The sequence below is a fragment of the Microbacterium sp. AG790 genome (assembly GCF_003634765.1).
Lineage (GTDB): Bacteria > Actinomycetota > Actinomycetes > Actinomycetales > Microbacteriaceae > Microbacterium.
On record NZ_RBWZ01000006.1, the window covers coordinates 322,721 to 344,554 of the forward strand.

The 21,834-nt window shown below is 70.1% G+C and carries 26 protein-coding genes; 15 read left to right on the forward strand and 11 right to left on the reverse strand.

The genetic code is table 11. The features are described 5' to 3' along the window. Nucleotides 1-39 precede the first annotated feature (39 nt). Together DEU37_RS02055 and DEU37_RS02060 are read left to right on the forward strand one after the other, a co-directional pair. Entirely contained in the window at nucleotides 40-864 is an 825-nt protein-coding gene (locus tag DEU37_RS02055; protein ID WP_121189029.1) for a sugar phosphate isomerase/epimerase, read from the forward strand. Continuing rightward, complete coding sequence (locus tag DEU37_RS02060) at nucleotides 861-1,988, forward strand: Gfo/Idh/MocA family protein (protein WP_121189030.1); 1,128 nt, start codon at nucleotides 861-863, stop codon at nucleotides 1,986-1,988. Before DEU37_RS02055 ends, DEU37_RS02060 begins: the two co-directional genes overlap by 4 nt. 70 nt (nucleotides 1,989-2,058) lie before the next feature. Here DEU37_RS02060 and DEU37_RS02065 read toward each other — a convergent pair whose 3' ends face one another. The 4 genes from DEU37_RS02065 to DEU37_RS02080 all read right to left on the reverse strand — a co-directional run bounded on the left by DEU37_RS02065 (nucleotide 2,059) and on the right by DEU37_RS02080 (nucleotide 4,866). After that, nucleotides 2,059-2,598, reverse strand: coding sequence for a hypothetical protein (locus DEU37_RS02065; RefSeq protein WP_121189031.1), 540 nt, complete (start codon nucleotides 2,596-2,598; stop codon nucleotides 2,059-2,061). After that, nucleotides 2,595-3,002 (reverse strand): DUF4383 domain-containing protein, encoded by a 408-nt coding sequence (locus tag DEU37_RS02070; protein WP_016464226.1) that lies wholly within the window; start codon nucleotides 3,000-3,002, stop codon nucleotides 2,595-2,597. The genes DEU37_RS02065 and DEU37_RS02070 overlap by 4 nt, the downstream gene beginning before the upstream one ends. 88 nt (nucleotides 3,003-3,090) lie before the next feature. After that, nucleotides 3,091-3,879 (reverse strand): alpha/beta fold hydrolase, encoded by a 789-nt coding sequence (locus tag DEU37_RS02075; RefSeq protein ID WP_121189032.1) that lies wholly within the window; start codon nucleotides 3,877-3,879, stop codon nucleotides 3,091-3,093. Nucleotides 3,880-3,948: 69 nt separating this feature from the next. Next, the gene (locus DEU37_RS02080) at nucleotides 3,949-4,866 is read right to left on the reverse strand and encodes an ROK family protein (RefSeq protein WP_121189033.1); all 918 of its coding nucleotides are present in this window, start codon (nucleotides 4,864-4,866) and stop codon (nucleotides 3,949-3,951) included. Between the two features lie 162 nt (nucleotides 4,867-5,028). Here DEU37_RS02080 and DEU37_RS02085 point away from each other — a divergent pair, with 162 nt between their 5' ends. Then, nucleotides 5,029-6,135 carry an acyl-CoA desaturase gene (locus DEU37_RS02085; protein WP_061683768.1) on the forward strand — a complete coding sequence of 369 codons (1,107 nt, stop codon included), beginning with the start codon at nucleotides 5,029-5,031 and terminating at the stop codon, nucleotides 6,133-6,135. Between the two features lie 30 nt (nucleotides 6,136-6,165). Here the strand turns inward: DEU37_RS02085 and DEU37_RS02090 are convergent, their stop codons facing one another. Next, nucleotides 6,166-6,321: a hypothetical protein gene (locus DEU37_RS02090; RefSeq protein WP_016464229.1), complete on the reverse strand. Its 156-nt coding sequence runs from the start codon at nucleotides 6,319-6,321 to the stop codon at nucleotides 6,166-6,168. Between the two features lie 146 nt (nucleotides 6,322-6,467). Here DEU37_RS02090 and DEU37_RS02095 point away from each other — a divergent pair, with 146 nt between their 5' ends. The 3 genes from DEU37_RS02095 (at nucleotide 6,468) to DEU37_RS02105 (ending at nucleotide 7,518) form a co-directional block, all read left to right on the forward strand. After that, the gene (locus DEU37_RS02095; protein WP_036316390.1) at nucleotides 6,468-6,743 is read left to right on the forward strand and encodes a hypothetical protein; all 276 of its coding nucleotides are present in this window, start codon (nucleotides 6,468-6,470) and stop codon (nucleotides 6,741-6,743) included. Nucleotides 6,744-6,792: 49 nt separating this feature from the next. Further along, nucleotides 6,793-7,119 (forward strand): hypothetical protein, encoded by a 327-nt coding sequence (locus tag DEU37_RS02100; protein WP_005049636.1) that lies wholly within the window; start codon nucleotides 6,793-6,795, stop codon nucleotides 7,117-7,119. A 102-nt stretch (nucleotides 7,120-7,221) separates the two neighbouring features. Continuing rightward, nucleotides 7,222-7,518, forward strand: coding sequence for a hypothetical protein (locus DEU37_RS02105; RefSeq protein ID WP_259457103.1), 297 nt, complete (start codon nucleotides 7,222-7,224; stop codon nucleotides 7,516-7,518). A 5-nt stretch (nucleotides 7,519-7,523) separates the two neighbouring features. Here DEU37_RS02105 and DEU37_RS02110 read toward each other — a convergent pair whose 3' ends face one another. Then, a complete protein-coding gene (locus DEU37_RS02110) occupies nucleotides 7,524-7,880 on the reverse strand; it encodes a hypothetical protein (RefSeq protein ID WP_121189034.1) in 357 nt (118 codons plus the stop codon). Between the two features lie 25 nt (nucleotides 7,881-7,905). Next, nucleotides 7,906-8,709, reverse strand: a complete 804-nt coding sequence (locus DEU37_RS02115) for a DeoR/GlpR family DNA-binding transcription regulator (RefSeq protein WP_121189035.1) — start codon at nucleotides 8,707-8,709, stop codon at nucleotides 7,906-7,908. 179 nt (nucleotides 8,710-8,888) lie between these two features. On the opposite strand from DEU37_RS02115, the gene DEU37_RS02120 reads away from it, so the two are divergent. From DEU37_RS02120 to DEU37_RS02145, 6 genes are all read left to right on the forward strand, one after another. Then, nucleotides 8,889-10,190 (forward strand): sugar ABC transporter substrate-binding protein, encoded by a 1,302-nt coding sequence (locus DEU37_RS02120; protein WP_121189036.1) that lies wholly within the window; start codon nucleotides 8,889-8,891, stop codon nucleotides 10,188-10,190. A 106-nt stretch (nucleotides 10,191-10,296) separates the two neighbouring features. Then, nucleotides 10,297-11,226 (forward strand): carbohydrate ABC transporter permease, encoded by a 930-nt coding sequence (locus DEU37_RS02125; protein WP_121189037.1) that lies wholly within the window; start codon nucleotides 10,297-10,299, stop codon nucleotides 11,224-11,226. A gap of 7 nt (nucleotides 11,227-11,233) precedes the next feature. Beyond that, nucleotides 11,234-12,073 carry a carbohydrate ABC transporter permease gene (locus DEU37_RS02130; protein ID WP_259457104.1) on the forward strand — a complete coding sequence of 280 codons (840 nt, stop codon included), beginning with the start codon at nucleotides 11,234-11,236 and terminating at the stop codon, nucleotides 12,071-12,073. A gap of 36 nt (nucleotides 12,074-12,109) precedes the next feature. Further along, nucleotides 12,110-12,976 carry a ketose-bisphosphate aldolase gene (locus tag DEU37_RS02135; RefSeq protein WP_121189039.1) on the forward strand — a complete coding sequence of 289 codons (867 nt, stop codon included), beginning with the start codon at nucleotides 12,110-12,112 and terminating at the stop codon, nucleotides 12,974-12,976. A gap of 28 nt (nucleotides 12,977-13,004) precedes the next feature. After that, nucleotides 13,005-14,210 (forward strand): ADP-dependent glucokinase/phosphofructokinase, encoded by a 1,206-nt coding sequence (locus DEU37_RS02140; protein ID WP_121189040.1) that lies wholly within the window; start codon nucleotides 13,005-13,007, stop codon nucleotides 14,208-14,210. 11 nt (nucleotides 14,211-14,221) lie between these two features. Next, nucleotides 14,222-15,217, forward strand: a complete 996-nt coding sequence (locus DEU37_RS02145) for a class I mannose-6-phosphate isomerase (protein ID WP_121189041.1) — start codon at nucleotides 14,222-14,224, stop codon at nucleotides 15,215-15,217. A gap of 28 nt (nucleotides 15,218-15,245) precedes the next feature. Here DEU37_RS02145 and DEU37_RS02150 read toward each other — a convergent pair whose 3' ends face one another. Both DEU37_RS02150 and DEU37_RS02155 read right to left on the reverse strand, forming a co-directional pair. Continuing rightward, on the reverse strand, nucleotides 15,246-15,845 hold the full coding sequence (locus DEU37_RS02150) for a flavin reductase family protein (RefSeq protein ID WP_121189042.1): 600 nt from the start codon (nucleotides 15,843-15,845) through the stop codon (nucleotides 15,246-15,248). 76 nt (nucleotides 15,846-15,921) lie between these two features. Then, nucleotides 15,922-17,232 carry an O-acetylhomoserine aminocarboxypropyltransferase/cysteine synthase family protein gene (locus DEU37_RS02155; RefSeq protein ID WP_121189043.1) on the reverse strand — a complete coding sequence of 437 codons (1,311 nt, stop codon included), beginning with the start codon at nucleotides 17,230-17,232 and terminating at the stop codon, nucleotides 15,922-15,924. Nucleotides 17,233-17,499: 267 nt separating this feature from the next. Between DEU37_RS02155 and DEU37_RS02160 the strand changes: the two genes are divergently transcribed. Beyond that, nucleotides 17,500-18,477: a Gfo/Idh/MocA family protein gene (locus tag DEU37_RS02160; RefSeq protein ID WP_121189044.1), complete on the forward strand. Its 978-nt coding sequence runs from the start codon at nucleotides 17,500-17,502 to the stop codon at nucleotides 18,475-18,477. Between the two features lie 190 nt (nucleotides 18,478-18,667). Here DEU37_RS02160 and DEU37_RS02165 read toward each other — a convergent pair whose 3' ends face one another. Then, on the reverse strand, nucleotides 18,668-19,249 hold the full coding sequence (locus DEU37_RS02165) for a DUF1992 domain-containing protein (protein WP_121189045.1): 582 nt from the start codon (nucleotides 19,247-19,249) through the stop codon (nucleotides 18,668-18,670). 25 nt (nucleotides 19,250-19,274) lie between these two features. Next, nucleotides 19,275-19,976, reverse strand: coding sequence for a GTP pyrophosphokinase family protein (locus DEU37_RS02170; protein WP_121189046.1), 702 nt, complete (start codon nucleotides 19,974-19,976; stop codon nucleotides 19,275-19,277). 82 nt (nucleotides 19,977-20,058) lie between these two features. Here DEU37_RS02170 and DEU37_RS02175 point away from each other — a divergent pair, with 82 nt between their 5' ends. Next, entirely contained in the window at nucleotides 20,059-21,141 is a 1,083-nt protein-coding gene (locus DEU37_RS02175; RefSeq protein ID WP_121189047.1) for an FUSC family protein, read from the forward strand. Nucleotides 21,142-21,234: 93 nt separating this feature from the next. Then, nucleotides 21,235-21,831, forward strand: coding sequence for a PadR family transcriptional regulator (locus DEU37_RS02180; protein ID WP_121189048.1), 597 nt, complete (start codon nucleotides 21,235-21,237; stop codon nucleotides 21,829-21,831). Nucleotides 21,832-21,834: the final 3 nt, after the last annotated feature.

The window sequence follows — 21,834 nt, forward strand, 5'->3', positions numbered from 1 at the left end:
CCGCACACACGAGACAACGAGGTTCGAAGGACGCACGTCATGACACTGCCCGTCGCTTCCGTCCAGCTGTACACGCTGGCCAAGGAGTTCACCGCCGATATGGGAGGCTCGCTCGACAAGCTCGCCGCCATCGGTCTGCGCAACGTGGAGGCGTTCGATTTCGTCTCCCGCCCCACGCAGATCCGCGCCGCCCTCGACGCGAGCGGACTCGCGTCTCCGACCGGCCACGCGCCGCTCCTGTCCGACACGCTCTGGACCCCGGACGGCCAGATCCCGACACCCGCGCCCGAGGTCGTCTTCGCGGCGGCCGCAGAGATCGGCATGACGACGGTCATCGACCCGTTCGTCGCCCCCGAGCGGTGGCTCACGGCCGACGGCGTCGCCGACATCGCCGACCGGCTCAACCGCGCCGCAGAGAAGGCGGCCGAGTTCGGCCTCAGCGTCGGTTACCACAACCACGCGCAGGAGTTCGTGGCCTCGTTCGACGGCGCCACCGCCTACGAGCGCTTCGTGGCGCTGACCGATGAGCGTGTGCAGATCGAGCTCGATCTCTTCTGGGCGCTCACCGGCGGCCAGGACGTGCCCGCCCTCGTCTCGGCGCTCGGTGACCGGCTGGTCGCCGTCCACGTCAAGGACGGTGTCGTCCCGGCATCCAACCCGTGGGCTCCCGGCGCCGAGTCCTTCGGCTCGGACAGCCTCGACCAGCGCCACGCCGGCACCGCCGACGTGCCGCTCGCGGAGGCCCTGAAGGCGGGCACGGCGATCCGCTACGCCGTCATCGAGTACGACAAGGCCCCGGGCGACGTGTTCGAGGACATCGCCGCCAGCTTCGCCTTCCTCCGCGACGGGGGGTACGTCAAGTGAGTGCCCTCCGCGTCGGCGTCATCGGCACCGGAGTCATCAGCCAGACCTACCTCGAGAACCTGACCTCCTTCCCCGACGTCGAGGTCGTCGCCGTCGGCGATCTCATGCCCGAGCGCGCCAAGGCCAAGGCCGAGGAGCACGGGGTGCCCAGCTGGGGCACGGGTGAGGACGTCCTGGACAACCCTGACGTCGACCTCGTGGTCAACCTCACGATCCCGGCGGTGCACGTCGAGGTGTCCAAGGCCGCCGTCGCCGCCGGCAAGCACGTCTGGACCGAGAAGCCGCTGGGCCTGGACCGCGTGAGCACGCGTGAGCTGCTCGCGCAGGCCGAGGCGGCCGGCGTGCGCATCGGCTCGGCCCCCGACACGATCCTCGGCCCCGGCTTCCAGACCGCCAAGCGCGCCATCCGCGAGGGCGTCATCGGCACGCCGCTGTTCGTGCAGACCTCGTTCCAGACGCAGGGGCCCGACCTCTGGCACCCGGAGCCCGCGTTCCTGTTCGCCCAGGGGGCGGGACCTCTCCTGGACATGGGTCCGTACTACTTCTCGGCGCTCGTGAGCCTGCTCGGACCCGTGGCCGGCGTCACGGCGCGCGGCTCGCGCTGGCAGAAGACGCGCCAGATCCACACCGGGCCGCGCGCGGGGGAGAGTTTCCCCGTCGAGGTGCCCTCGACCGTCCAGGTGCTGACCTCCTTCGCCGGCGGACAGCACGGCACCCACCTGCTCAGCTTCGACTCGGCGCTGGAGCGACACGGCGTGATCGAGATCCACGGTTCGGAGGGCACGATCGTGCTGCCCGACCCGAACGCGTTCACCGGACGCATCGCGTACGTGAAGCCGCTCGGCGTGATCCGTGACGGCATGCGGTTCGAGCAGGAGTGGGTCGAGGTCCCCGAGCAGGGCACCGTCGTCGGTCGCGGTCTCGGCGTGCTCGATATGGCACGCGCCATCGCGGAGGGACGTCCCCACGTCGCGACCGGCGAACTCGGCTATCACGTGCTCGACGTCATGCTGTCGGCGCAGGAGTCCGCCGGTACCGGCGAGACGCTGACGATCGGCAGCACCGTCGCCGACGTGCCGCTTCTGCCCGAGGGGTTCGACCCCTTCCAGAGCACGCTGGCCTGAGCCGCGGCCACGCGCACACCGAGAGGGGTGGATGCCGGGAGCACCGGCATCCACCCCTCTTCGTCGCCTGTCAGTGGCCGGCGTGCGGATCGACGACCATCACGGTGCCGTCGGGGCGCACGAGCGCCGCGTCCTGCACGGCGCCGAGTGCCGGTGTGGCCACGACGGCCACGAGGGCGGCGGCCAGCAGCAGGGGAACCGTGCGGATCGCGCCGGCCGGTGCCACGCGCCGGCGAGCGTCGGCGATGATCATCACGGCCGCCGTCAGAAGGAGGATGACCGCGACCGCGGCGGCCAGAATGCTCGCGCGGCCTCCGGTCAGAACGACAAGCGCGGCGACGCCGAAGACAGTGACGAGCGTCGACGCCGCCGCGGTCCGGGGCAGGAGCAGGCGGCCGGCGCTCAGCGCCGCCGCACCCCAGGCCAGCCACAGCAGTCCCGCCACGGCGAGGACGACTCCCGACCCGCGGGCCGCGCCCGAAGACGCCTCACCCGTGATGGCGGCCGCGCCCATGCCGATCGAGACCAGGCCCGCCCCCCACGCGAGCGGCACGGTCCAGGCGCGCAGGGCGGCTCCCGGAGCGGCCGCCGCGCGGGAGGGCGCGCTCATGCCGTGACCGACCGTGCGCCGCGCTCGGCGCCGAGAGCCACACCGAGCAGCACGATCGCGCTGGCGAGGTGCAGGAAGTGGTCGGGGACGTTCAGCGCGAGGATGTTCGCCGAGGTGCCGACGAGGAAGAAGCCGACCACGCCCAGCAGCAGATAGGCGGCGCCGATGGTGGCGTTGACCGTCTTGGCGGCGCGCACGCCGCTGAGGCCCGCGATCACGAGCGCGGCACCGATGAGAAGGTGAGCGATATTGTGCAGCGGGTTCACGGCGAAGATCCCCAGCAGCAGTCCGCCGTCGGTGGCGAGGAATCCCACGCCGCCGGTGACGGCGAAGCCCAGGGCGCCGACGACGAGGTAGACGGCGCCGAAGACGGTGGCGACGAGACGGTTCGGTGACGAGTTCATGACGGACCTCCTGTTCGGGTCGCGACCGGTGTCGTGACGGAGGTTGTTCGAGGCTCGACGCCGAACGGATTGGCGGGCGGGCTGCGCGTCAGGCGAGCCGCGCCGCCAGGATCCGTGTCGCCGCGTGCGCATCGAGTCGATGACCGACCGACTCCGGCGAGATGATCAGCTCGGCGTGCGGCATCGCCGCCGCGAGGCGCTCGGCCGCCGCGCTGAGGAACGGGAAGGTCTGCTGACCGCAGAGGATCGTCACCGGGACGTCGACGGCGAGCATGGCATCGGTCGGCGTGGACAGCTCGCGCGCGAGTGTCGCGTCGTAGACGGTCGACTGCGCCAGCGGCACGACACCGGCGAAGGCGTCGGTCGCGCGGAACTGCGCGATCATCGCGTCGGGAAGTCCGACCGCCTCGCGCTGGAACAGGACGACGGCCTCCTCGCGATCTCCCGCGTCGACGAGCGCCTGGATGCGCGAGGGGAGATCGGGAGCCGGCTCGTGGACGCCGAAGTGGAACGGGGGTTCGGACAGGAACAGTGCGCGCACCGGCACGCCCGTCTCGGCGACGAGGGATGCCGCGTACAGCCCGATCACCGCGCCGGAGGAGTGGCCCAGCACCGCCGCCTCCCCTCCCGCGCCGGCGATGACGGCGGCCAGATCCTCCGCCTCCCGACGCAGCGAGAACGGCTTCGTGTCGCCGCTGTCGCCGCGGGCGCGCCGGTCGTATGTGATCGCCCGGAGGCCCGCATCGGCCAGCGCCGCGCCGAGCGCGGCGGCATCCTTCGCCGTCGACAGGGCGCCGTTGACGATCACGACGGCGGGCCCCGATCCGGTGTCGTGGACGGCGAGTCGGGTTCCGTCGGCGGAGGTCACATGATGCATGGCCCGATGCAAGCACCGACCCTCGACATCGTCAAGACATCGCGTGGCGTCGGAGCGCAGGGGGCGGATTCAGAGCAGGTCGGCGCGGTGCACGAGTGCGCCGGCGCCGATGAGCGGGGCATCCCCGCCCAGCCCGGCACGCACGACCTTCAACCGCCCGGCGTAGGCGTTGACGGCGCTGTCGCGAACGACGCGTTCGATGCGGTCCGGATAGTCGTCCGCCACGAACGAGAACCCGCCGCCGACGACCGCCAGCTCGAGATCCAGCAGGGTCGCCGCGCTCGTGAGGCCGACGCCCACCGCATGCGCGGACCGCGCGACCGCCGCGACCGCCACCTCCTCGCCCGCGCGGTACGAGACCGCGAGCTCCTCGCCGGTCGTGCCCGCCCAGCCCTGGGCGCGCGCCCAGGCGACCGTGTGCGGTCCCGAGGCACGCTGCTCGAGGGTGGATGCCGCCGGCTCGCCGTCGACGTCGGCGACGAGGATCTGACCGAGGTGTCCCGCGTTGCCCGAACCACCGGCGACCAGCCGCCCATCCGACACGATGCCGCCGCCGACACCCGTCGACACGACGAACACGATCGCGTTGCGCACCCCGCGCGCGGCACCCCGCCACGCCTCGGCGAGGGCGATGCACGTGCCGTCCAGGCGCAGCGTCACGGCGTCCAGCCCACTTGCGGTTCGCACCGCCGCCACGATGGCGAATCCGTGCGCCGCGGGAAGGTTGATCGGCGCGATGGTGCCGGCGGTGATGTCGATCGGCCCGGCCGCGCCGATGCCCGCCGCGACGACCTCGTTCCACCGCGGGTGCGCGCGGCATCCGTCGATCACCTCCGTGAGGCCGCGCTCGAGCACGGTGAGGTCCGTGGCGGCGCCCGCGCCGGTCGGGGTGCGGTGGCGCGAGCCCTCGACGATCGCGCCGTCCGCGTCGACGAGGGCGCTCTCGATCTTCGTGCCGCCGAGATCGATCGCCAGTGCCAGAGTCATGCCGCGTCCTTGAGGAGTCGTCGAGAGGGGGGCGGCGCCGGGAGTATGCCGGGCGCCGTATAGACGTAAGCGTAGTGTCGGCACCAGCGATCGGCACCCGCCTTTGGCTTCGCCCCACGGGCATCGTCTCCCGCGATGGACCGCCGATCAACGGAGCCGGTCATGGCCACACTCACCCCCGCATCCACTCTCGGCCCGATCCGACAGACGTACGCGACGTCGGAGACGTTCCCGCCGGTCGCGCGTTCGTACACCCAGGTGTCGCAGGTGGTGAAGGAACTCGGGCTGCTGCGCCGGGCTCCGGTCTTCTACGCTCTCGTCGGCTCGGCGCTGGCCCTCTGCCTCGCCGGATGCGTCGCCGGCTTCGTCCTGCTGGGCCAGAGCTGGTTCCAGCTGCTCATCGCGGCGGCGCTCGGCATCGTGCTGACCCAGGTGGCGTTCCTCGCCCACGAGGCGGCGCACCGGCAGATCCTGTCCTCGGGGCCGGCGAACGATCGCCTTGCGCGCATCCTCGCCGCCGGCGTCGTCGGCATCAGCTACTCGTGGTGGGACTCCAAGCACTCCCGCCACCACGCCAACCCCAACCGCGTGGGCAAGGACCCCGACATCGAGGTCGACACGATCTCGTTCCTCGTCGAGGATGCCGTGCAGGCCCGCGGCATCCGCCGGTTCATCACCCGCCGCCAGGGCTGGTTCTTCTTCCCGCTGCTGACGTTGGAGGGGCTCAACCTGCACGCGCACGGCATCCGCCACCTGCTGTCGCGGCAGCCGGTGAAAAAGCGCGGACTCGAGTTGGCGCTCATCACGACGCGACTCGCGGTCGTCATCGTCCCGGTCTTCCTGCTCCTGCCGCTCGGGATGGCCTTCGCCTTCCTCGGCGTCCAGCTCGCCGTGTTCGGCGTGTACATGGGGGCATCGTTCGCCCCGAACCACAAGGGCATGCCCGTCATCGATGCGAACGCCCGACTGGACTTCTTCACCAAGCAGGTGCGCACGTCCCGCAACATCAACGGCGGCTGGTGGGCCACCTGGATGTTCGGCGGCCTCAACCACCAGGTCGAGCACCACCTGTTCCCGAGCATGGCCCGCCCGCACCTCTCACGCGCTCGTGCCGTCGTGCGCGACTACTGCAAGGGCGCCGGCATCCCGTACACCGAGACGAGCGTGTGGCGCTCATACGCCATCGTCATCGACTACCTGAACCGCGTCGGCCTCGCGGCGCGCGATCCGTTCGACTGCCCGATGGTCGCCGGCTACCGCCGCGCCTGACGGCCCACGGCGGCGCCGGCTCCGGTCGCGTCAGGCGTTGCGCTTCACGACGCGCATGAGCCACGCGATGATCGCGATGAGCAGAATGACCAGTCCGATCCACAGCAGGAACTTCGCCGCCTCGACGAAGACCCCGAGAAGGATCAGGACGATACCGACGATGAGAAGGATGAGTGCGAGTGCCATGCGCTCAGTGTGCCCTCGTCGCGCGCGCGGGCGCGGGGGGTTGACATCGTCGCGGGAGGCTGTCAAGCCCCTCGTCGAGGCCGCCCGGTTCGGCTGTACTGAGGATCACCATCCCACGTACTGACGATCCCCGGCGAGGTCGAACTGTGAAAGACATCCTGATCGAGGGGCATCGCATCCTCACGACCGATGACGTCGCGGATGCGGTGCTGACGTACGCGCAACGCCTGAACCAGGCCGGCTCCACCGACATCGTCGAGTTCCCCAGCATCGACGACGGTGCCCTCAGCGTCTGCCGGATGCTCCTCGGCAGCGGCATCCCCGTCGCCGTCTTGGACGCGACGACCTCGCTCGCCTCCGACATCCTGGGTGCCGACCGGGCGTGCGCGGAGATCTCCCGACGCACGGCGGCGCTCGCCTGACGGATCAAGCCGATCGGGGCGCACGTGACTCGCACGTTACTGTGGAGCGGTGGGACGGTTCAGTTACGACGGCAGTGTCAAAGCGGAGTTCGACGATCGCGTGCTCGCGCACCTGCAGGTCGTCATCAGTCAGAAGCTCCGCCGCGGCGAGACATTCACGTTCACGTGGCGCAACGACACGAGCCTCGGCGATGGGCGTACGGCCATTTGGCTCCATCCGCACGCGTCGATCGTCTACTCGTATCACGGCAGTCGTCAGCCTGCCCTGAACCGGGCGTGGCTGGAGGCACTGACGCACGCCGCGAACTCGACGGCGGGGCTGCAGATCGTCCCCGAGCCCGAGGGGCCATACTCCGGTGAGGTCTTGACCGGCTGACGGCCTCGCGCGTCGCACGGGTGCGGCAAGCTGTCAATCCCCTCGCCCCGCCGGCTGGCTTCCCCGACAGTGGGGGAGAAGGCGGTGACGACGATGACGGCGATGACGCAGACAGCGCATGTCGGCGGCCACCTCGAACTCCTCCCGATCGATGAGGATGCCTGGCGATTGTGCGACCGGCGCGTGAGCGCACGCGACGCCGAGTTCGTCGTGGCCTACATCGAGCGCACGGACGGCGGGTTCGAGACGGTCTGGATCAGAGGCGGTGCTCGGCGATCACGCCTGTCGTCGCTGGAGGAGTGCGTCGAAAGAGGCGAGGAGATCCTCCGCGCGCAAGAACAGTCGACCTCGAGCCGGCCGGTTCCGATCCCGCACTTCCCTCCGGCGCGCGGACTCTGAGGCGATCAGTCGTCGGCGACGGCGACCGTCTGGGGAGCGTTGTCCGCGTCGCCCTCGACCGACTCGATCTGCTCTTCGGCGAGCTGGATGCCGCCGGACGTGCTCGCCGACTGGGCCAGCTCTTCGATCCACGCACGATTCAGCTCGGTGGGCTCGGGATCGTCGAAGACGAAGCGCAACGGGATCGATGGATGCAGCCAGATGGTGCTGCGGCCTCGGGTCTCGCCGTCGGGGTGCTGCCACGACACGGTGAAGCTCTCGCCGCGGCGGAGCTTGGTGGCCACGACCACCTTCAGGTGTGCGAGCACCCTGTCCTCGATATGGATCGGAGTAGCCGAGCCCCCGTAATAGATCGTGCCCACGGTGCGATTGTAGGCCGTGCGGCGATCAGGGAGCGACGAGACTCACGCCGGCCTGCCCGAGGGCGTTCGCGAGAGGGGGAGGTGGGGGAGCGTCGGTGATGAGGTAGTCGACGCCCTCGAGGGGGGCGACCTGGGCGAAGAGCCGACGTCCGAGTTTGGAGGAGTCGGCGAGCACCGCCGTCCGGTCGGCGCGGTCGATCATCTCCGCCATCATGGTCGCGTCGCCGAGGTTGCTCGTCGAATACCCGGACTCGTCGACGGCGCCGACAGCGACGAGAGCGAGGTCGCAGCGGATGTCGAGTTCGCGCCCGCCCGCTGCCATCGCGAAGGTCACCGGGCCGGTGGTGGCCTGCGTGATCGTGCGGACGGCTCCGCCGAACACGTAGAGGTCGCGAAACGCCGACGGGGCGATCTCCGCGGGGATCCTCAGATTGTTGGTCGCGATCGTGAGATCACGGTGCCCTCGAAGGGCACGGGCGACGGCGAGCGTCGTCGTGCCGGCGTTGAGCATGACGACCGCGCCGTCGTCGACCATCTCGGCGGCGAGCCGGGCGATCTTCTCCTTCTCCTCCACCTGCACGCGCAGGCGCACGTCGAGACCGCGATCGCGCAGTGCCCCGTCGGTGGCGCTCACGGCGCCGCCGTGTGTGCGGATGAGAGCGCCCTCGCGATGGAGCTGGTCGAGGTCGCGGCGCACGGTGTCGATCGACACGTCGAAGTGCTCCGACAGCTCGGCCACCGTGACCTGTCCCTGCTCGGCGACGTAGGCCGCGAGGTCGGCTTTGCGGCCGGCGGGAAGTCGACGGCCACGGGAGGCTGCTTTGTCCATGTCTTCATCCCTAGCACAGCGGATGCCGTTTTCGCGCCCATAACGTGCAAAAGACGGCAGAAGAGGGCAATTTGCGGAGAGAACCCCTTGACGTAGCGGCAAAAGACGGCATAATGGTGCTGAAAGACGCATTAATCCGCAGTGGTGCGGAGTGCGCACAAACTCAAAGAGGAGAAACGATGTCCAGAGTGGGGCGGGGTCACAGCACGGCCCGCACGGTTCTCGGCGCGGTTGCGGCGGCAGTGACGCTGGTCGCGATGGCGGGCTGCTCCAGCAGCGCGTCGCCGTCCGGCAGCGGCGACGCCGGCGGAGATGTCACGATCGAGTTCGCGCAGTGGTGGGAGCCGGAGCTGCCCGACGGGCAGTTCCGCGCGTTGATGGACCAGTTCGAGTCCGAGAACCCGGGCATCAAGGTCAAGCTCGTCAGCGGCCCGTACGCATCGACGAAGGAGCAGCTGTTCGCCGGCGCGGCATCCGGCACCATGCCCGACGTCGTCGGCCTGGACGGCGCGTGGGTCAACGATTTCGCCTCCAAGGGCGTGATCGCGAACCTCACCGACCTGATGACGCAGAACAACTACGACGAGAGCCAGCTCGCCAGCCAGATCAAGGTCGACGGCAGCACCTACATGATCCCGGTCGTCAACTTCGTCTACCCGATGTTCACCAACGACGACCTGCTCGCCAAGGCCGGTGTGGCCGCACCCCCGTCCACGCGCACCGAGTTCGCCGATGCTGCGAAGAAGATCAAGGCCCTCGGCGGTGACGTCTCCGGCTGGGTGCTCCCGCTCTCGCTCGAAGCTCCCAACGGCGTGCAGAACGACGTGATGTCCTGGGTCTGGGCCTCGGGCGGATCGATGCTGAAGGACGGCAAACCCGATCTCACCAACAAGGACGTGACGTCTGCGATGGACTACATCGACGGGCTGTGGAAGGACGGCGTCATCGCCTCCGGCTCCTTCACCATGAAGGAGCAGGACAAGGTCGAGGAGTTCACCAACGGCCGCGTCGGCATGATGATCGACTCGCTGGCGCACATCAACCTGATCCGTCAGTCGAACCCGAACCTCAAGTTCTCGATCTCGGCCATCCCGGCCGCTGACGGCTACACGGGTCAGCGGGGCATCCCCTACGCGTCGTGGGGCATCGGCGTCGCCGAGAACTCCGCGCACAAGGATGCCGCGTTCAAGCTCGTGTCGTTCCTCATGAGCAAGGACACCAACTCGAAGCTGTCGACCCTCGCCAAGGCGTTCCCCGGCAACACGCAGTCCACCCCGGACTTCTCGGGCAGCGACGAACTGTTCAAGAAGGCCTTCGACATCTACAAGGCGGGCTATCCCGCGAATGAGTTCACGGGCCTGCCGACCGCGGAAGACCTCATGCGCCAGCTCGGCCAGCAGCTGCAGACGGCCCTCGACGGGCAGCAGTCCATGGGCGACGCGCTGAAGAACGCGCAGACGTCCTGGGCCGCGGCGTTCTGAGTCGTCCCACCCACCCGGGTGCCGCATCGCTGCGCGACAGCGGTGCGGCACCCGTCCACCCACCCCTCCGGTGCCCCCGGAACCCCGCAAGGAGCCGTGCGGTCTCATGACCCTCAAAACACCCGTCTCGATGGACACCGAAGTGCTGGTGACCGGCGTCGCCCACTCGCGGCGTCGTCGCCAACTGCGGCGCACCACGGAGTCCTACGGCTTCCTCGCGCCGACGCTGATCCTGCTGCTCGTCCTGATGATCGTCCCGATCGTCATGGTCATCGGCTACTCGTTGCAGAGCAACGTCATCCTCAGCAAGCACAGCGAGTTCGTCGGGCTGGAGAACTACCTCACCGTCCTCGGCGATGCGACCTTCTGGAAGGCGACCTCCAACACGGTGGTCTTCACGGTCGTCAGCGTCGCCGCGCACCTCGTGCTCGGACTCGGCTTCGCCCTCATGCTGAACAGCCCGCTCATCGGCGGCTTCTCCCGCGCCGTCTTCCGCGGCCTCTACGTCCTGCCGTGGCTGTTCACCGTCGCCGTCATCGCCGTGCTGTGGCGCATGCTGCTCGCCCCCAACGGCGTCATCAACTTCCTGCTCCAGTCTCAGATCGAGTGGCTCGCCTCCCCGCAGCTCGCCCTCGGCACCGTGACCTTCATCAACATCTGGGCCGGTTACCCCTTCTTCATGGTGAGCCTGCTGGCCGGGCTGCAGGGCATCCCCAGCGATCTGTACGAGGCGGCCACCGTCGACGGTGCGAGCAGCGTGCAGCGCTTCTGGAACGTCACCCTGCCGCAGCTGCGCCCCATCATCGTGAGCCTGCTGCTGCTGGACCTCATCTGGACCTCTCAGCAGTTCGCCCTCATCTGGATGACCACCGGCGGGGGCCCGATCGATGTGACCGAGGTGCTCAGCACCTACACCTACAAACTGGCCTTCGCCAAGTACGACTTCTCGCTCGCGGCCACCGCCGCCGTGCTCGTCCTGCTCATGTCGATGGTCCTCGCCGTGTTCTACGTGCGGCACCAGAAGGCGAGGGATTGAGATGGCCATGTCCGTGCAGACCCGTCGGCGCACCGCTCGTGCCGGCGTCTACCTCGGCCTCATCCTCGGGGCGGTGTTCGCGGCCGGTCCCGTGCTGTGGATGCTGTCGAACTCGTTCAAGTCGAACACCGAGATCTTCGAGCTGCCGCCACGACTGATCACCGACACGTTCTCGTTCGACGCGTACATCGCGATCTTCACCAACCCCGAGACGATGCGCTTCTTCCTCAACAGCTACATCGTCGCCGGTGCCGTGACGGTGCTGACGCTGCTGGTCGCCATCCAGGCGGCGTACGCCTTCAGCCGGTTCGAGTTCCGCGGCAAGCGTGTGCTCAACGTCATCATCGTGAGCGTGCAGGCGGTGCCGCCGATCACGCTGCTCATTCCCTACTTCGGTCTGATGGTGGGCCTCGGTCTGTACAACACGTATCCCGGCCTGATCCTCACCTACATGGTGTTCACGCTGCCCTACGCGATCATCATGATGACCGGCTACTTCAACACCCTGCCGCGTGAGCTGGACGAAGCCGTCCGCGTCGACGGCGCGGGATCGATGACGGCGCTGTGGCGCGTGCTCGTGCCCATCTCGGTGCCCGGCATCGTGTCGGTGGGCATCTACACGTTCATGATCGCGTGGAACGAGTACCTGTTCGCCCTGACGCTGACCCGCACGATCGACATGCGCACCGTCCCCATCGGCATCCAGCTGCTGATGGGCCAGCACTCCTACGAGTGGAACCAGATCATGGCGATGAGCGTGCTCGGCTCGATCCCCGTGCTCATCCTCTTCCTCTTCTTCCAGCGCTACTTCATCAGCGGCCTGACGGCCGGCTCGGTGAAGAGCTGACCGAACCCCACCCCACCGAACACAGGAGAATCCACCGTGGTGCTGTACACCGGCAAGTCCATCCTCGACATCGCCAACCAGAACAACTTCGCCATCCCGGCCTTCAACATCAGCGATTGGGCGATGTTCCTCGGCGTCATGGACATCAGCGAGGAGAAGAACGCGCCCGTCATCATCGCGATCCACCCCGACGAGGTCTCGCACGTGACGACCGACCTCATCGCCGCCATCCGCGAGCGCGCGCACCGCTCGCCCGTGCCCGTCGCGATCCACTGGGACCACGGCGGCACGTACGAGCAGATGATCGTCGCCATCCAGGCCGGTTTCACGTCGGTCATGATCGACGCGTCGCTGCTGCCGTTCGAAGAGAACGTCGCGCTGACCCGCAAGGTCGTCGAGGCCGCGCATGCCGTCGGCATCCAGGTGGAGGGTGAGCTCGGCACGATCGGCGCCAACGACAGCTACGGCGAGTCGGGCGCCGCGGAGATCATCTACACCAACGTCGACGACGCCGTGCGCTTCGTCGCCGAGACCGGCGTCGACAGCCTCGCGATCGCCATCGGCACCTCGCACGGGCTCTACCCGTCCGACAAGAACCCGGAGCTGCGTCACGACCTGCTCGAGCAGATCAAGGCCGCGGTCAAGATCCCCCTCGTCCTGCACGGCGGCTCTGCCAACCCCGACGCGGAGCTCGCCCGCGCCGTCTCGCTCGGCATCAACAAGATCAACATCTCCAGCGACATCAAGGTGAGTTACCACAACCGCATGCGCGAGATCCTCGGCATCGATGAGCGTCTGCGCGAGCCGAACGCCATCCAGCCCGAGCCGATCGCCGCCCTCAAGGTGACGGCCGCCGAGAAGATCGACCTGTTCGGCGCCGCCGGCAAGGCCGAGCTGTACTGACCGAGGCCGGCGGGAGATCATCGACACCATGAGCGCGCGACTCGTCCTCGGACTCGGCGGCACCGTCGACTACGAGATCCGGTGGGATGCCGCGATCATCAGCACTCTGGCCCGCCACTACGGCGTGCGGCGGGACGAGCTGGTGAGCGCGGCGCCCATCGAGGACGAGCGTGCGCTCATCGTCGCGATCCTCGGTCTGCTCGAACGCGGCGTCGGAGGGGAGCGGTTCGCCGCCTCCTCCGACCTGCTCGACGCCTTCGCGGCGCGTTTCGACACGGCGGTGACGCTGGGCGGGACGGGTGTGCGCGCGGGAATCGCGCTGGCGCACCTCGGCATCCCGAGCACGCAGCACCTCGTGAGCATCGACGACAACGTGCGACGGCTCATGCCGCCGATCATCGACTGGGTGTGCTCCGCCGCGGCGGACACCCTCGACCCGCACCTGATCGTGCAGTACCCCGCGGGGGCCGTCGTCGCGCTCGCCGACGGGGAGATCGTGGCACCGTCGGCGAACCGCGTGATCGTCGCCAACGATCGCCCCAACCGCGAGATGGCGATCGCCCCCCAGCTCGGCGAGCGCCTGCGCGACGCCGACGCCTTCCTCGTGTCGGGGTTCAACACGATGCAGGATGCCGACCTGCTGGCCGCGCGTCTGGACGACCTGTGGGCGGCGATGGGGCATCTTCCGGCCGAGGCGTTGGTCTACTACGAGGATGCCGGGTTCTATCGCCGTGAGTTCGCAGCGATCGCCCGCGATCGCCTGCTGACGCGCATCGACGTCTACGGCATGAACGAAGACGAGCTGCAGGAGTACGTCGGTCGGACCGTCGACCTGCGCGATCCCGCGCAGGTCGACGCCGCCCTCGCCGAGGCGCACCGGCTCATCCCGGTGCCGGCGCTCGTCGTGCACACGCGCTTCTGGTCGATCGCGGTCGGCCCCCGCGCGCGGCGCCACCGCTCCGCCCTCGAGGCGGCGGTCCGGGTCTCGGGCACGCGCTACCGTCTCGGCGATGTGTTCGACGCGGCCGACCTCGACGACACCGGGCGACTGCCGCGGCATCCGGACGGCGTCCGCGTCGTGGCGGCGATCGAGGCGTCCCGGCCGGATGCCGCGGGGGTGGCCGCCGTCGTGGTCGACACGGCGACGCCCACCACCATCGGTCTCGGCGACAGCTTCGTCGGCGGATTCCTGTCGGTCACGCGTGCCGCCGCCGACGCGGTGTCGGCGCTCTGACGGCGATCGTCATGCCGATCCGGCTGCCCTCGAACCGCCCCGCGGACCGCTTCTACCGCGGCGGCGCCCGCATCTGCGCGTTCCGCGCCGAGCCGCCACCGGCCGGACGCGAGCCGGAGGACTGGATCGCCTCCACGACGACCGTGGCCGGCGAGGCGCGGACGGGCCTGACGGTGCTCCCCGACGGTCCGGGCGGTGCCGGCATCCTGCTGCGCGACGCCGTCACGGCCGACCCCGTGCACTGGCTGGGCCGTGCGCACGCGCAGCGGTGGGGCGCCGATACGCGTCTGCTCGTGAAGCTCCTCGATGCCGGCCAGCGCCTCCCGGTGCACGCCCACCCCGACGATGCCTTCGCGGCCGCTCATCTCGGCCGCGCGCACGGCAAGGCCGAGGCCTGGTACATCCTCTCCGGCGGAACGGTGCACCTCGGGCTGCGCGACGACATCGCTGCCGACCGCCTGGCGGGGATGGTGGCGCGTCAGGAGACCGACGAGATGCTGGCGTTGCTGCACCGCGTGGACGTGCACGCGGGCGACGTGGTGTGGGTGCCGCCCGGAGAGCTGCATGCGATCGGCGAGGGGGTGCTGCTGCTCGAGCTGCAGCAGCCCGAAGACCTCTCGATCCTGCTCGAGTGGCGCGGCTTCGCGCTGGACGGAGCAGCCGACGGCCACGTGGGGATCGGCTTCGACCGCGCCCTGACCGCCGTCAACCGTCGGGCGCGCAGCGCCGCCGAGATCGCCGGGCTCGTCCACCCGGCGCCGGTCGGGAACGAGGGGCCGGTGCTTCCCGCAGCGGCGGACGCGTACTTCCGCCTCGAGCGTCACGTCCTCGACGGCTCGGCCGTCGTCGCTGCGGGCTTCGCCGTCGTGGTCGTCACGGCGGGCGAGGTGGTGATCGGCGGCGCCGACGCGCGTGCGGGAACGACGTGGCTGATCGCGGCGGCAGAGGGCGATGTGGTCGCCAGCGGCCGCGGTGAGCTTCTGGTCGCGCGGCCACCGGCGCCGTAACCTGTCGCGTTCGGTGCCCGGGCGGGCGTCAGGAGATGCGCGAGTGCTCGCCGAGGCGGTGCCAGGTGCGGTTGTGGTAGACCAGCGCGTCGCCGGGCTCGCCCGGGGCGACGTCGCGCTCAAGCTGGGACTGCAGCGCGTGCGCCGCGAACACGGTGGAGCCGCCGGCATCCATCCGCTCGATGACGGCGCACCGCACCCACGCCCGCACATCGTGGTAGACCGGCTCACCGGTGACCAGACGTGACCACGGCTGCGACCCGTCGAAGCGATCGACGCCGCTGGTGGCGCCGAGGCGGGCGAGGTCGAGGTCGTGGGCGTCGAGCAGGTGGACGACGACCGTCTCGGCCTTCGCGAGCACGGCGGCCGACGACGACAGGGCCGACACCGAGAAGATCAGCAGGGGAGGCTCGGCGCTCACGCTCGCGACACTCGTCGCGGTGAGCGCGACCGGTCCGTCGCCAGCGTCGGCGGTGATGACGGCGACGCCGCCCGGGTGGCCGCGGAAGAGCGCCTTGAACTCGTCGGGCGACAGCGACGACGAGAAGCCCGGTGAGGTGAGGTCGGTGGTGTGGTGCGCGGGGGCATCGACCGGCACGGCGATCGGTGCGGTGGGCGACGAGGTCATATCTCCACGGTAAACGCCCTGGCGCAGGCCGGCTCCGTCAGACGCAATACGGCGACATGTCCGGAGCCGTGAACCGTCAGGAAGAGGCTGCGGCGAGGGCCCGGTCCAGGTCGGCGATGAGGTCGGATGCCGTCTCGATGCCGATCGAGAGGCGGATGAGCCCGTCGCCGATGCCCAGACGCTCGCGCTCTTCGGGAGGGAACGACACGTGCGTCGTCGTCGCCGGATGCAGGGCCATCGAGCGGACATCGCCGATGTTCGTCATGCGACTGATGAGGCGAAGGCTGTCGAAGAAGCGCTCCGCGGCGGCCCGTCCGCCCCGGACGGTGAAGGCGAACACCGATCCGGCGTGGCCGCCGAAACGCTCCTGCGAGATGCGGTGGAAGGGGCTCGTGGGCAGAGCCGCGAAGTCGACGCTCTCCACGGCGGGGTGCGTCGTCAGCCACGCGGCGACGGTCTCGGCATTCTCGAGGTGCTTCGCCATGCGCAGCGACAGGGTTTCGATGCCCTGCTGCAGCAGGAACGAGTTGACCGGCGACAGAGCGGCGCCGAGGTCGTTGACGATGCCGAAGCGCAGGTAGGCCTCGAGTGCGCGCTCGCCGTGGCTGTCCACGAGCGCGGGGCGGCCCGGGGCGGCCGGCGCGGTCAGCCCCGGGTAATCGCGGGACGAGCCGGCCCAGTCGAAGCGGCCGCCGTCGACGATCACACCCGACAGGGCGGCGCCGTGCCCGGTGAGGAACTTCGTCGAGGAGTGCACGACGACATCGGCGCCGTGCTCGAGCGGGCGGATCAGGTACGGGGTCGCGACGGTGTTGTCCACGATCAGCGGGATCGTGTGCCGCTGTGCGATGCGAGCGACCGCGGCGACGTCGACGAGGTCGTTCTTCGGGTTGGGGATCGTCTCGACGAAGATCGCCTTCGTCTGCGGCGTGATCCGCCGCTCCCACTCGTCCTCGTCCGCAGCGTCGCGGACGTAATCGGTCGACACGCCCAGTCGCGCGAAGGTGCGATCGAACAGGATGCGCGTGCCGCTGTAGATGCTCGCGGTCGACACGAGGCGTTCGCCCGCACCGGCGAGGCCCAGCAGCAGCGCCGTGATCGCCGCTTGGCCCGAGCCGACGACGATCGCCCCGGTCCCTCCTTCGAGCGAGGCGATGCGACGCTCGGCGACCTCGTGGGTCGGATTGAGGTTGCGGGAGTACAGCTGACCCGTCTCGGCGCCCGTGAAGCGGTCCTCGGCCTGCGCGAACGAGTCGAAGCGATAGGCGGCCGTCAGGTAGATGGGGGTGATGCGCGCGCCGTGGTTGCGCTCGTCGACCTCGCCGGCGTGCACCTGTCGGGTGTCGAAACCGTAGTCGGCGCTGTCGGGCTGCGTGCTCACCAGCACAGATTAGGGCGACGCGGGCGATTGTGACGGATCGGCCGTAACACTTCGCGGCATCCCCTCGGCCGGCGTCGTCCGTCGGCGGAGGTGCCACGCGCGCGGATGCGGACAGCGACAACGGATGCGGACAGTGACAACGGATTCGGAGCAGGCGCCGCGCAATCTCCGCTTCCGTTGACCGCATCCGCATCCGCGTCCGCATCCGCATCCGCATCCGCGTCCGCATCCGCGCGGCACCGGCGCGCGGCCCGGCGCCGCTAGCGTGGAACCATGAGCGACAAAGCACGCTGGGCGGTCCTGGGCGCCGGCGTCATCACGGGTGACTTCCTCGCGGCGCTGCCGCACGCCGAACACGGAGTCCTGCACGCGGTGGGCGCGCGCGACGGCATCCGGGCGCGTGAGTTCGCCGACCGCTACGGCGCTGCGGTCGCCGGCACGTACGACGAGGTGCTCGCGCGCGACGACGTGGATGCCGTGTACATCGGCACCGTCCACACGACCCACGCCGAGCTCGCCCACGCCGCGCTCGATGCGGGCAAGGCGGTGCTGTGCGAGAAGCCGCTGGGCATCTCGGTCGCCGAGACGGAGGCCGTGCTCGCCCACGCTGCGCGCGTCGGGCTTCCCGTCGTCGAGGCGTTCAAGTACCGCTTCGGTCCGTTCGCGGAGCGTCTTCGCCAGCTCATCTCGTCGGGCGCGATCGGCGAGCTGCGGTCGGTGGAGTCGACGCTCGGCTTCACCGCCGACGCGCACGATGGGCGTCTGTTCGACCCGGCGACGGCCGGCGGCGCGATCCTCGACGTCGGGTGCTACCCGGCATCCCTCGCCGTGGGGCTGGCCGCATGGGCGGGCATCGACCACCCGCCCGTGATCGTGGATGCCGACGGCGTCGTCGGCGCCGTCGATGAGCAGGCCCGGGCCACCGTCGCGTTCGGCGGGTTCGAGGCGCGCATCGCCACCGCGATCACCGCGGACCTTCCCCGCCGTGCGGTGGTGCGCGCAGCGGAGGGCGTCCTCGAGATCGAGAACGTCTGGGGCAGTCGCGTGGTCTCGACCGCCGACGCCGTGCTGCGCCGCCCCGACGGCACCGTCGAGCGGATCCACACGCAGACGTCCAGCCCCATGGCCGTCGAGGCCGATGCGACGATCCTGGCCCTGCGGGACGGCCGCACCGAGGCTCCCGAGATGCCGTGGGCGCAGACGCGCACCACGGCGGGCCTGCTCGAGGACTGGCGGGCCGCGATCGGCTGAGCCGGGTCCGCCACTCGGCCCCCGGCATCCGGCTACCGGCATCCGGCTCCCGGCACTGCGTCGGCGCCGGCGTCGGCGCACGCGAATGCGGAAACCGTCAACGGATTCGGATGCGGGGGGTTTCTCCTTTCCGCATCTGTTGCCCGTCTCCGCATCCGTTGTCATCCGACGCGGGCCCGGCCGGGCGGGCTCAGCGCCTGCGGAACAGACGCCGCCGGCGCCGAGGCTCGGACTCCGACGGCGGGGTGGATGCCGCCGCGGCGCGCTGCCGCCGGCGCTCGTGCCACGCGGCGACCTCGGCGTCGACGTCGCGGGTGGCCGTCACGACGGGCGGACCGCCCTGGAGCTGGCGGCGAGCCTCGACCACGCGGCGGTTGAAGTCCTCGACGTGGGCGCGCACGTCGGCGTCGCGCGTCAGGGCGTCGAGGGTCTGTGTGAACTCGGCATCCTCGGTGCGCAGCATCAGCGCGGCAGGACCGAGGCCGGTGAGGCGCTCGTTCTGGATCTTGCGGCGGATCCACCAGTCGGGGTCGTGGTGATCGCCGAGGCCTTCCAGCGGCTTGCCCGCGCCGGGCAGGTCGTCGAAGTCTCCGCGGCGGATCGCCTGCTGGATGGCCGTCTCGACGTACAACGCGCGTTCGTGGGCGGTGGGCGTGCCGTGCGCGCGCGGAGGTGCATCGTCGGCGCCGTCCGCGGCGGGATTGTCCCCGGACGCGCGGGCCTCCTGCCCGATCCGGTAGCGCGCCGCCTCCAGGCGCGGGTCCTCGCTCATGCGTCCACGCTCTGCGCCGGCGTGCTCAGACGGCCCGGATCGTCGCCGAGGCCGGGCCGTGGAGCTGGCCGTGAAGCCGTTCCATGCGGGCGTCGAGAAGGGATGCCGACTCGGCGGCCTCCTTGAGCTCGGCGAGCAGACCGTCGGGAACCGCGCCGGCGTACTTGTAGTAGATCTTGTGCTCGAGGCTCGCCCAGAAGTCCATCGCGATCGTGCGGAACTGCACCTCGACGGCGACGTCGACGCGTCCCGACGAGAGGAAGACGGGAACCTCGACGATCACGTGCAGGCTCTTGTAGCCGTTGGCCTTGGGGTGGGCGATGTAGTCCTTCACCTCCCGCACGGTGATGTCGTCCTGCTGCGTGAGCAGGTCGAACAGGCGGTAGGCGTCCTTCGTGAAGCTCGTCGTCACCCGGATGCCGGCGATGTCGGTGATCGCCGCGCGGATCGCGTCGAAGCTGGGGTCGACACCCTTGCGCGTGATCTTGTCGACGAGACTGTCGGCCGACTTCACCCGGCTGGAGACGTGTTCGATCGGGTTGTAGTCGTGCATCAGCAGGAACTCGTCGCGGAGGATGCCGAGCTTGGTCTCGACCTCCCGCAGGCCGAACTGGTACTCCAGCAGGAAGCGCTGGAACTCGTCGCGCATCATCCGCAGCTGCTCGGCGGAGAACGTCGCCACTCCCTCGTCGGTCGAGATGGACAGGGGGTGCGAGATCGCTTCCATGCTGTCGACCGTAGCGAGCGCTCCTCGGCGCGGGCTGTGCGAACCGGGCGAATCCGGCCGAGCGCCAGACGACAATGGAGGGATGCCGTCGTCCACTCCGCCCGCCCGCTTCGGTGACCGCGTGCGGGCCGAGGCGGCCCACGTCGCGCGGAGCCTTGCGACGTTCGGTCCTGCGCGCGGACGGCGCTGGCCGCTGGCGCTGCAGGCGGGGCTCGCGATGACCGTGCCGATCGTGGTGCTCGCGGCATCCGGCTACGCGAATCTCGCGCTGCTGTCGGCGACCGGGGCGTTCGCCGTCATCTACGGCGGCTGGCTGCGACCGCGAGAGCGTGCACGCGTGGCGCCCCTGCTGGCGCTGGCGCTGTGGGTGTGCGCCGCGTCGGGCACCCTCGCGGCCGCAGGCGGCGTGCCCTTCGTGCTCGGCGGTGTGCTGGTCACGACGGTCGTCGCGTCGGCGCTGGCCGGTGCCGTCTCGCTCGGGCCGCCCGGACCGGTGTTCTTCGTGCTCGTGTTCGGGTTGTCTGCACAGATCACCTCGCCCCATGGGGGCGTGCGTGTCGTCGACCCGGCGGTCTACCTCACCATCGTCGCCGCGTCGGGGGTGTTCGCGTGTCTGCTGGTCGCCGCGCCGTTGCTGTTGCCGCGGTACCGCCGGGAGCAGCCGCGTCCGCTCGGCGAGCTCTTTCCGCTGCGGTGGTCGGCGCTCGCGCAGACGCTGACGCTGCGCGCCGCGATCGTGGGTGTCGCGGGAGTGGCCGCCGCGGTGGTCGTCGACCCGGCGCGCTCGTACTGGATCGTCTGCGCGGGGCTCGCCGTGGTCGGGCTGCCGGTGGGGCGGAGGGATGCGACGACGCGCGGCATCCACCGCACTGTCGGCACGGTCGTCGGCGGCGGGCTGTATCTCGTGCTGGCGTTCATTCCTCTGCCCGTCTGGGCGCTCGGCCTGCTGCTGGGGGTGCTGCAGTTCGCGATCGAGATGGTCGTGGTGCGCCACTACGCGCTCGCGCTCGTGTTCATCACGCCGCTCGTGCTGCTGCTGATCGGCGCGGCGACGGGCGCGGCGGAGACATTGCCCCTCGCCGTCGAGCGCATCGTCGACACGCTCGTCGGCGCGGCGGTGGGAACGGCGGCGGCGCTCGCGGTGCGGCTGCGGTCCGAGGACTGACGACGGTCGGCGACCCTGTTGTCGCGGCGCCGGGGGAGTTTCCGCGTATGCATATACTGAGAAATCACATAATCGAAGGTCGGGGGAACGCGGATGTCGGTGCGTCAGAGCCTGTTGGCGATCCTCGATCAAGCTCCGTGCTACGGCTATCAGCTGCGCGCCGAGTTCACTCGACGCACCGGAGCGGCCTCGCTGAACGTCGGCCAGATCTACAACACCCTGGAGCGCCTGGAGCGCGACGGACTGGTCTCCAAGGATGACGTCGACGCCGAGGGTCACGTGTACTGGCGCATCACGGATGCCGGTTCCGCCGCCGTCCGCGAGTGGTTCGACTCTCCCGTGGAGCGGGTAGAAACGACCCGCGACGAGTTGGCGCTGAAGGTCGCGCTCGCAGCGACCCTGCCCGGCGTCGATGTGCTGCACCTGGTGCGCGCGCAGCGCGAAGCCTCGCAGGGGCGGCTCGACGAGCTGACGGCGCGCTACGTCGCCGTGGATGGCGGCGACCCGGCATCCGTGGTGGCAGCGCTGCCGCTGTCGGCGTCGCTGTTCGCCGCCGAGTCGGAGGTGCGCTGGCTCGCACACGTCGAGGACAGGCTCTCCGGCCCGTCGTCCGTGTCGCTCGCGCGGGGTCTCTCGTCCGACCGGCCCAAGCGGGGGAGACCGGCGAAGGCCGCCGTCGCCGCGCGGTGAGTG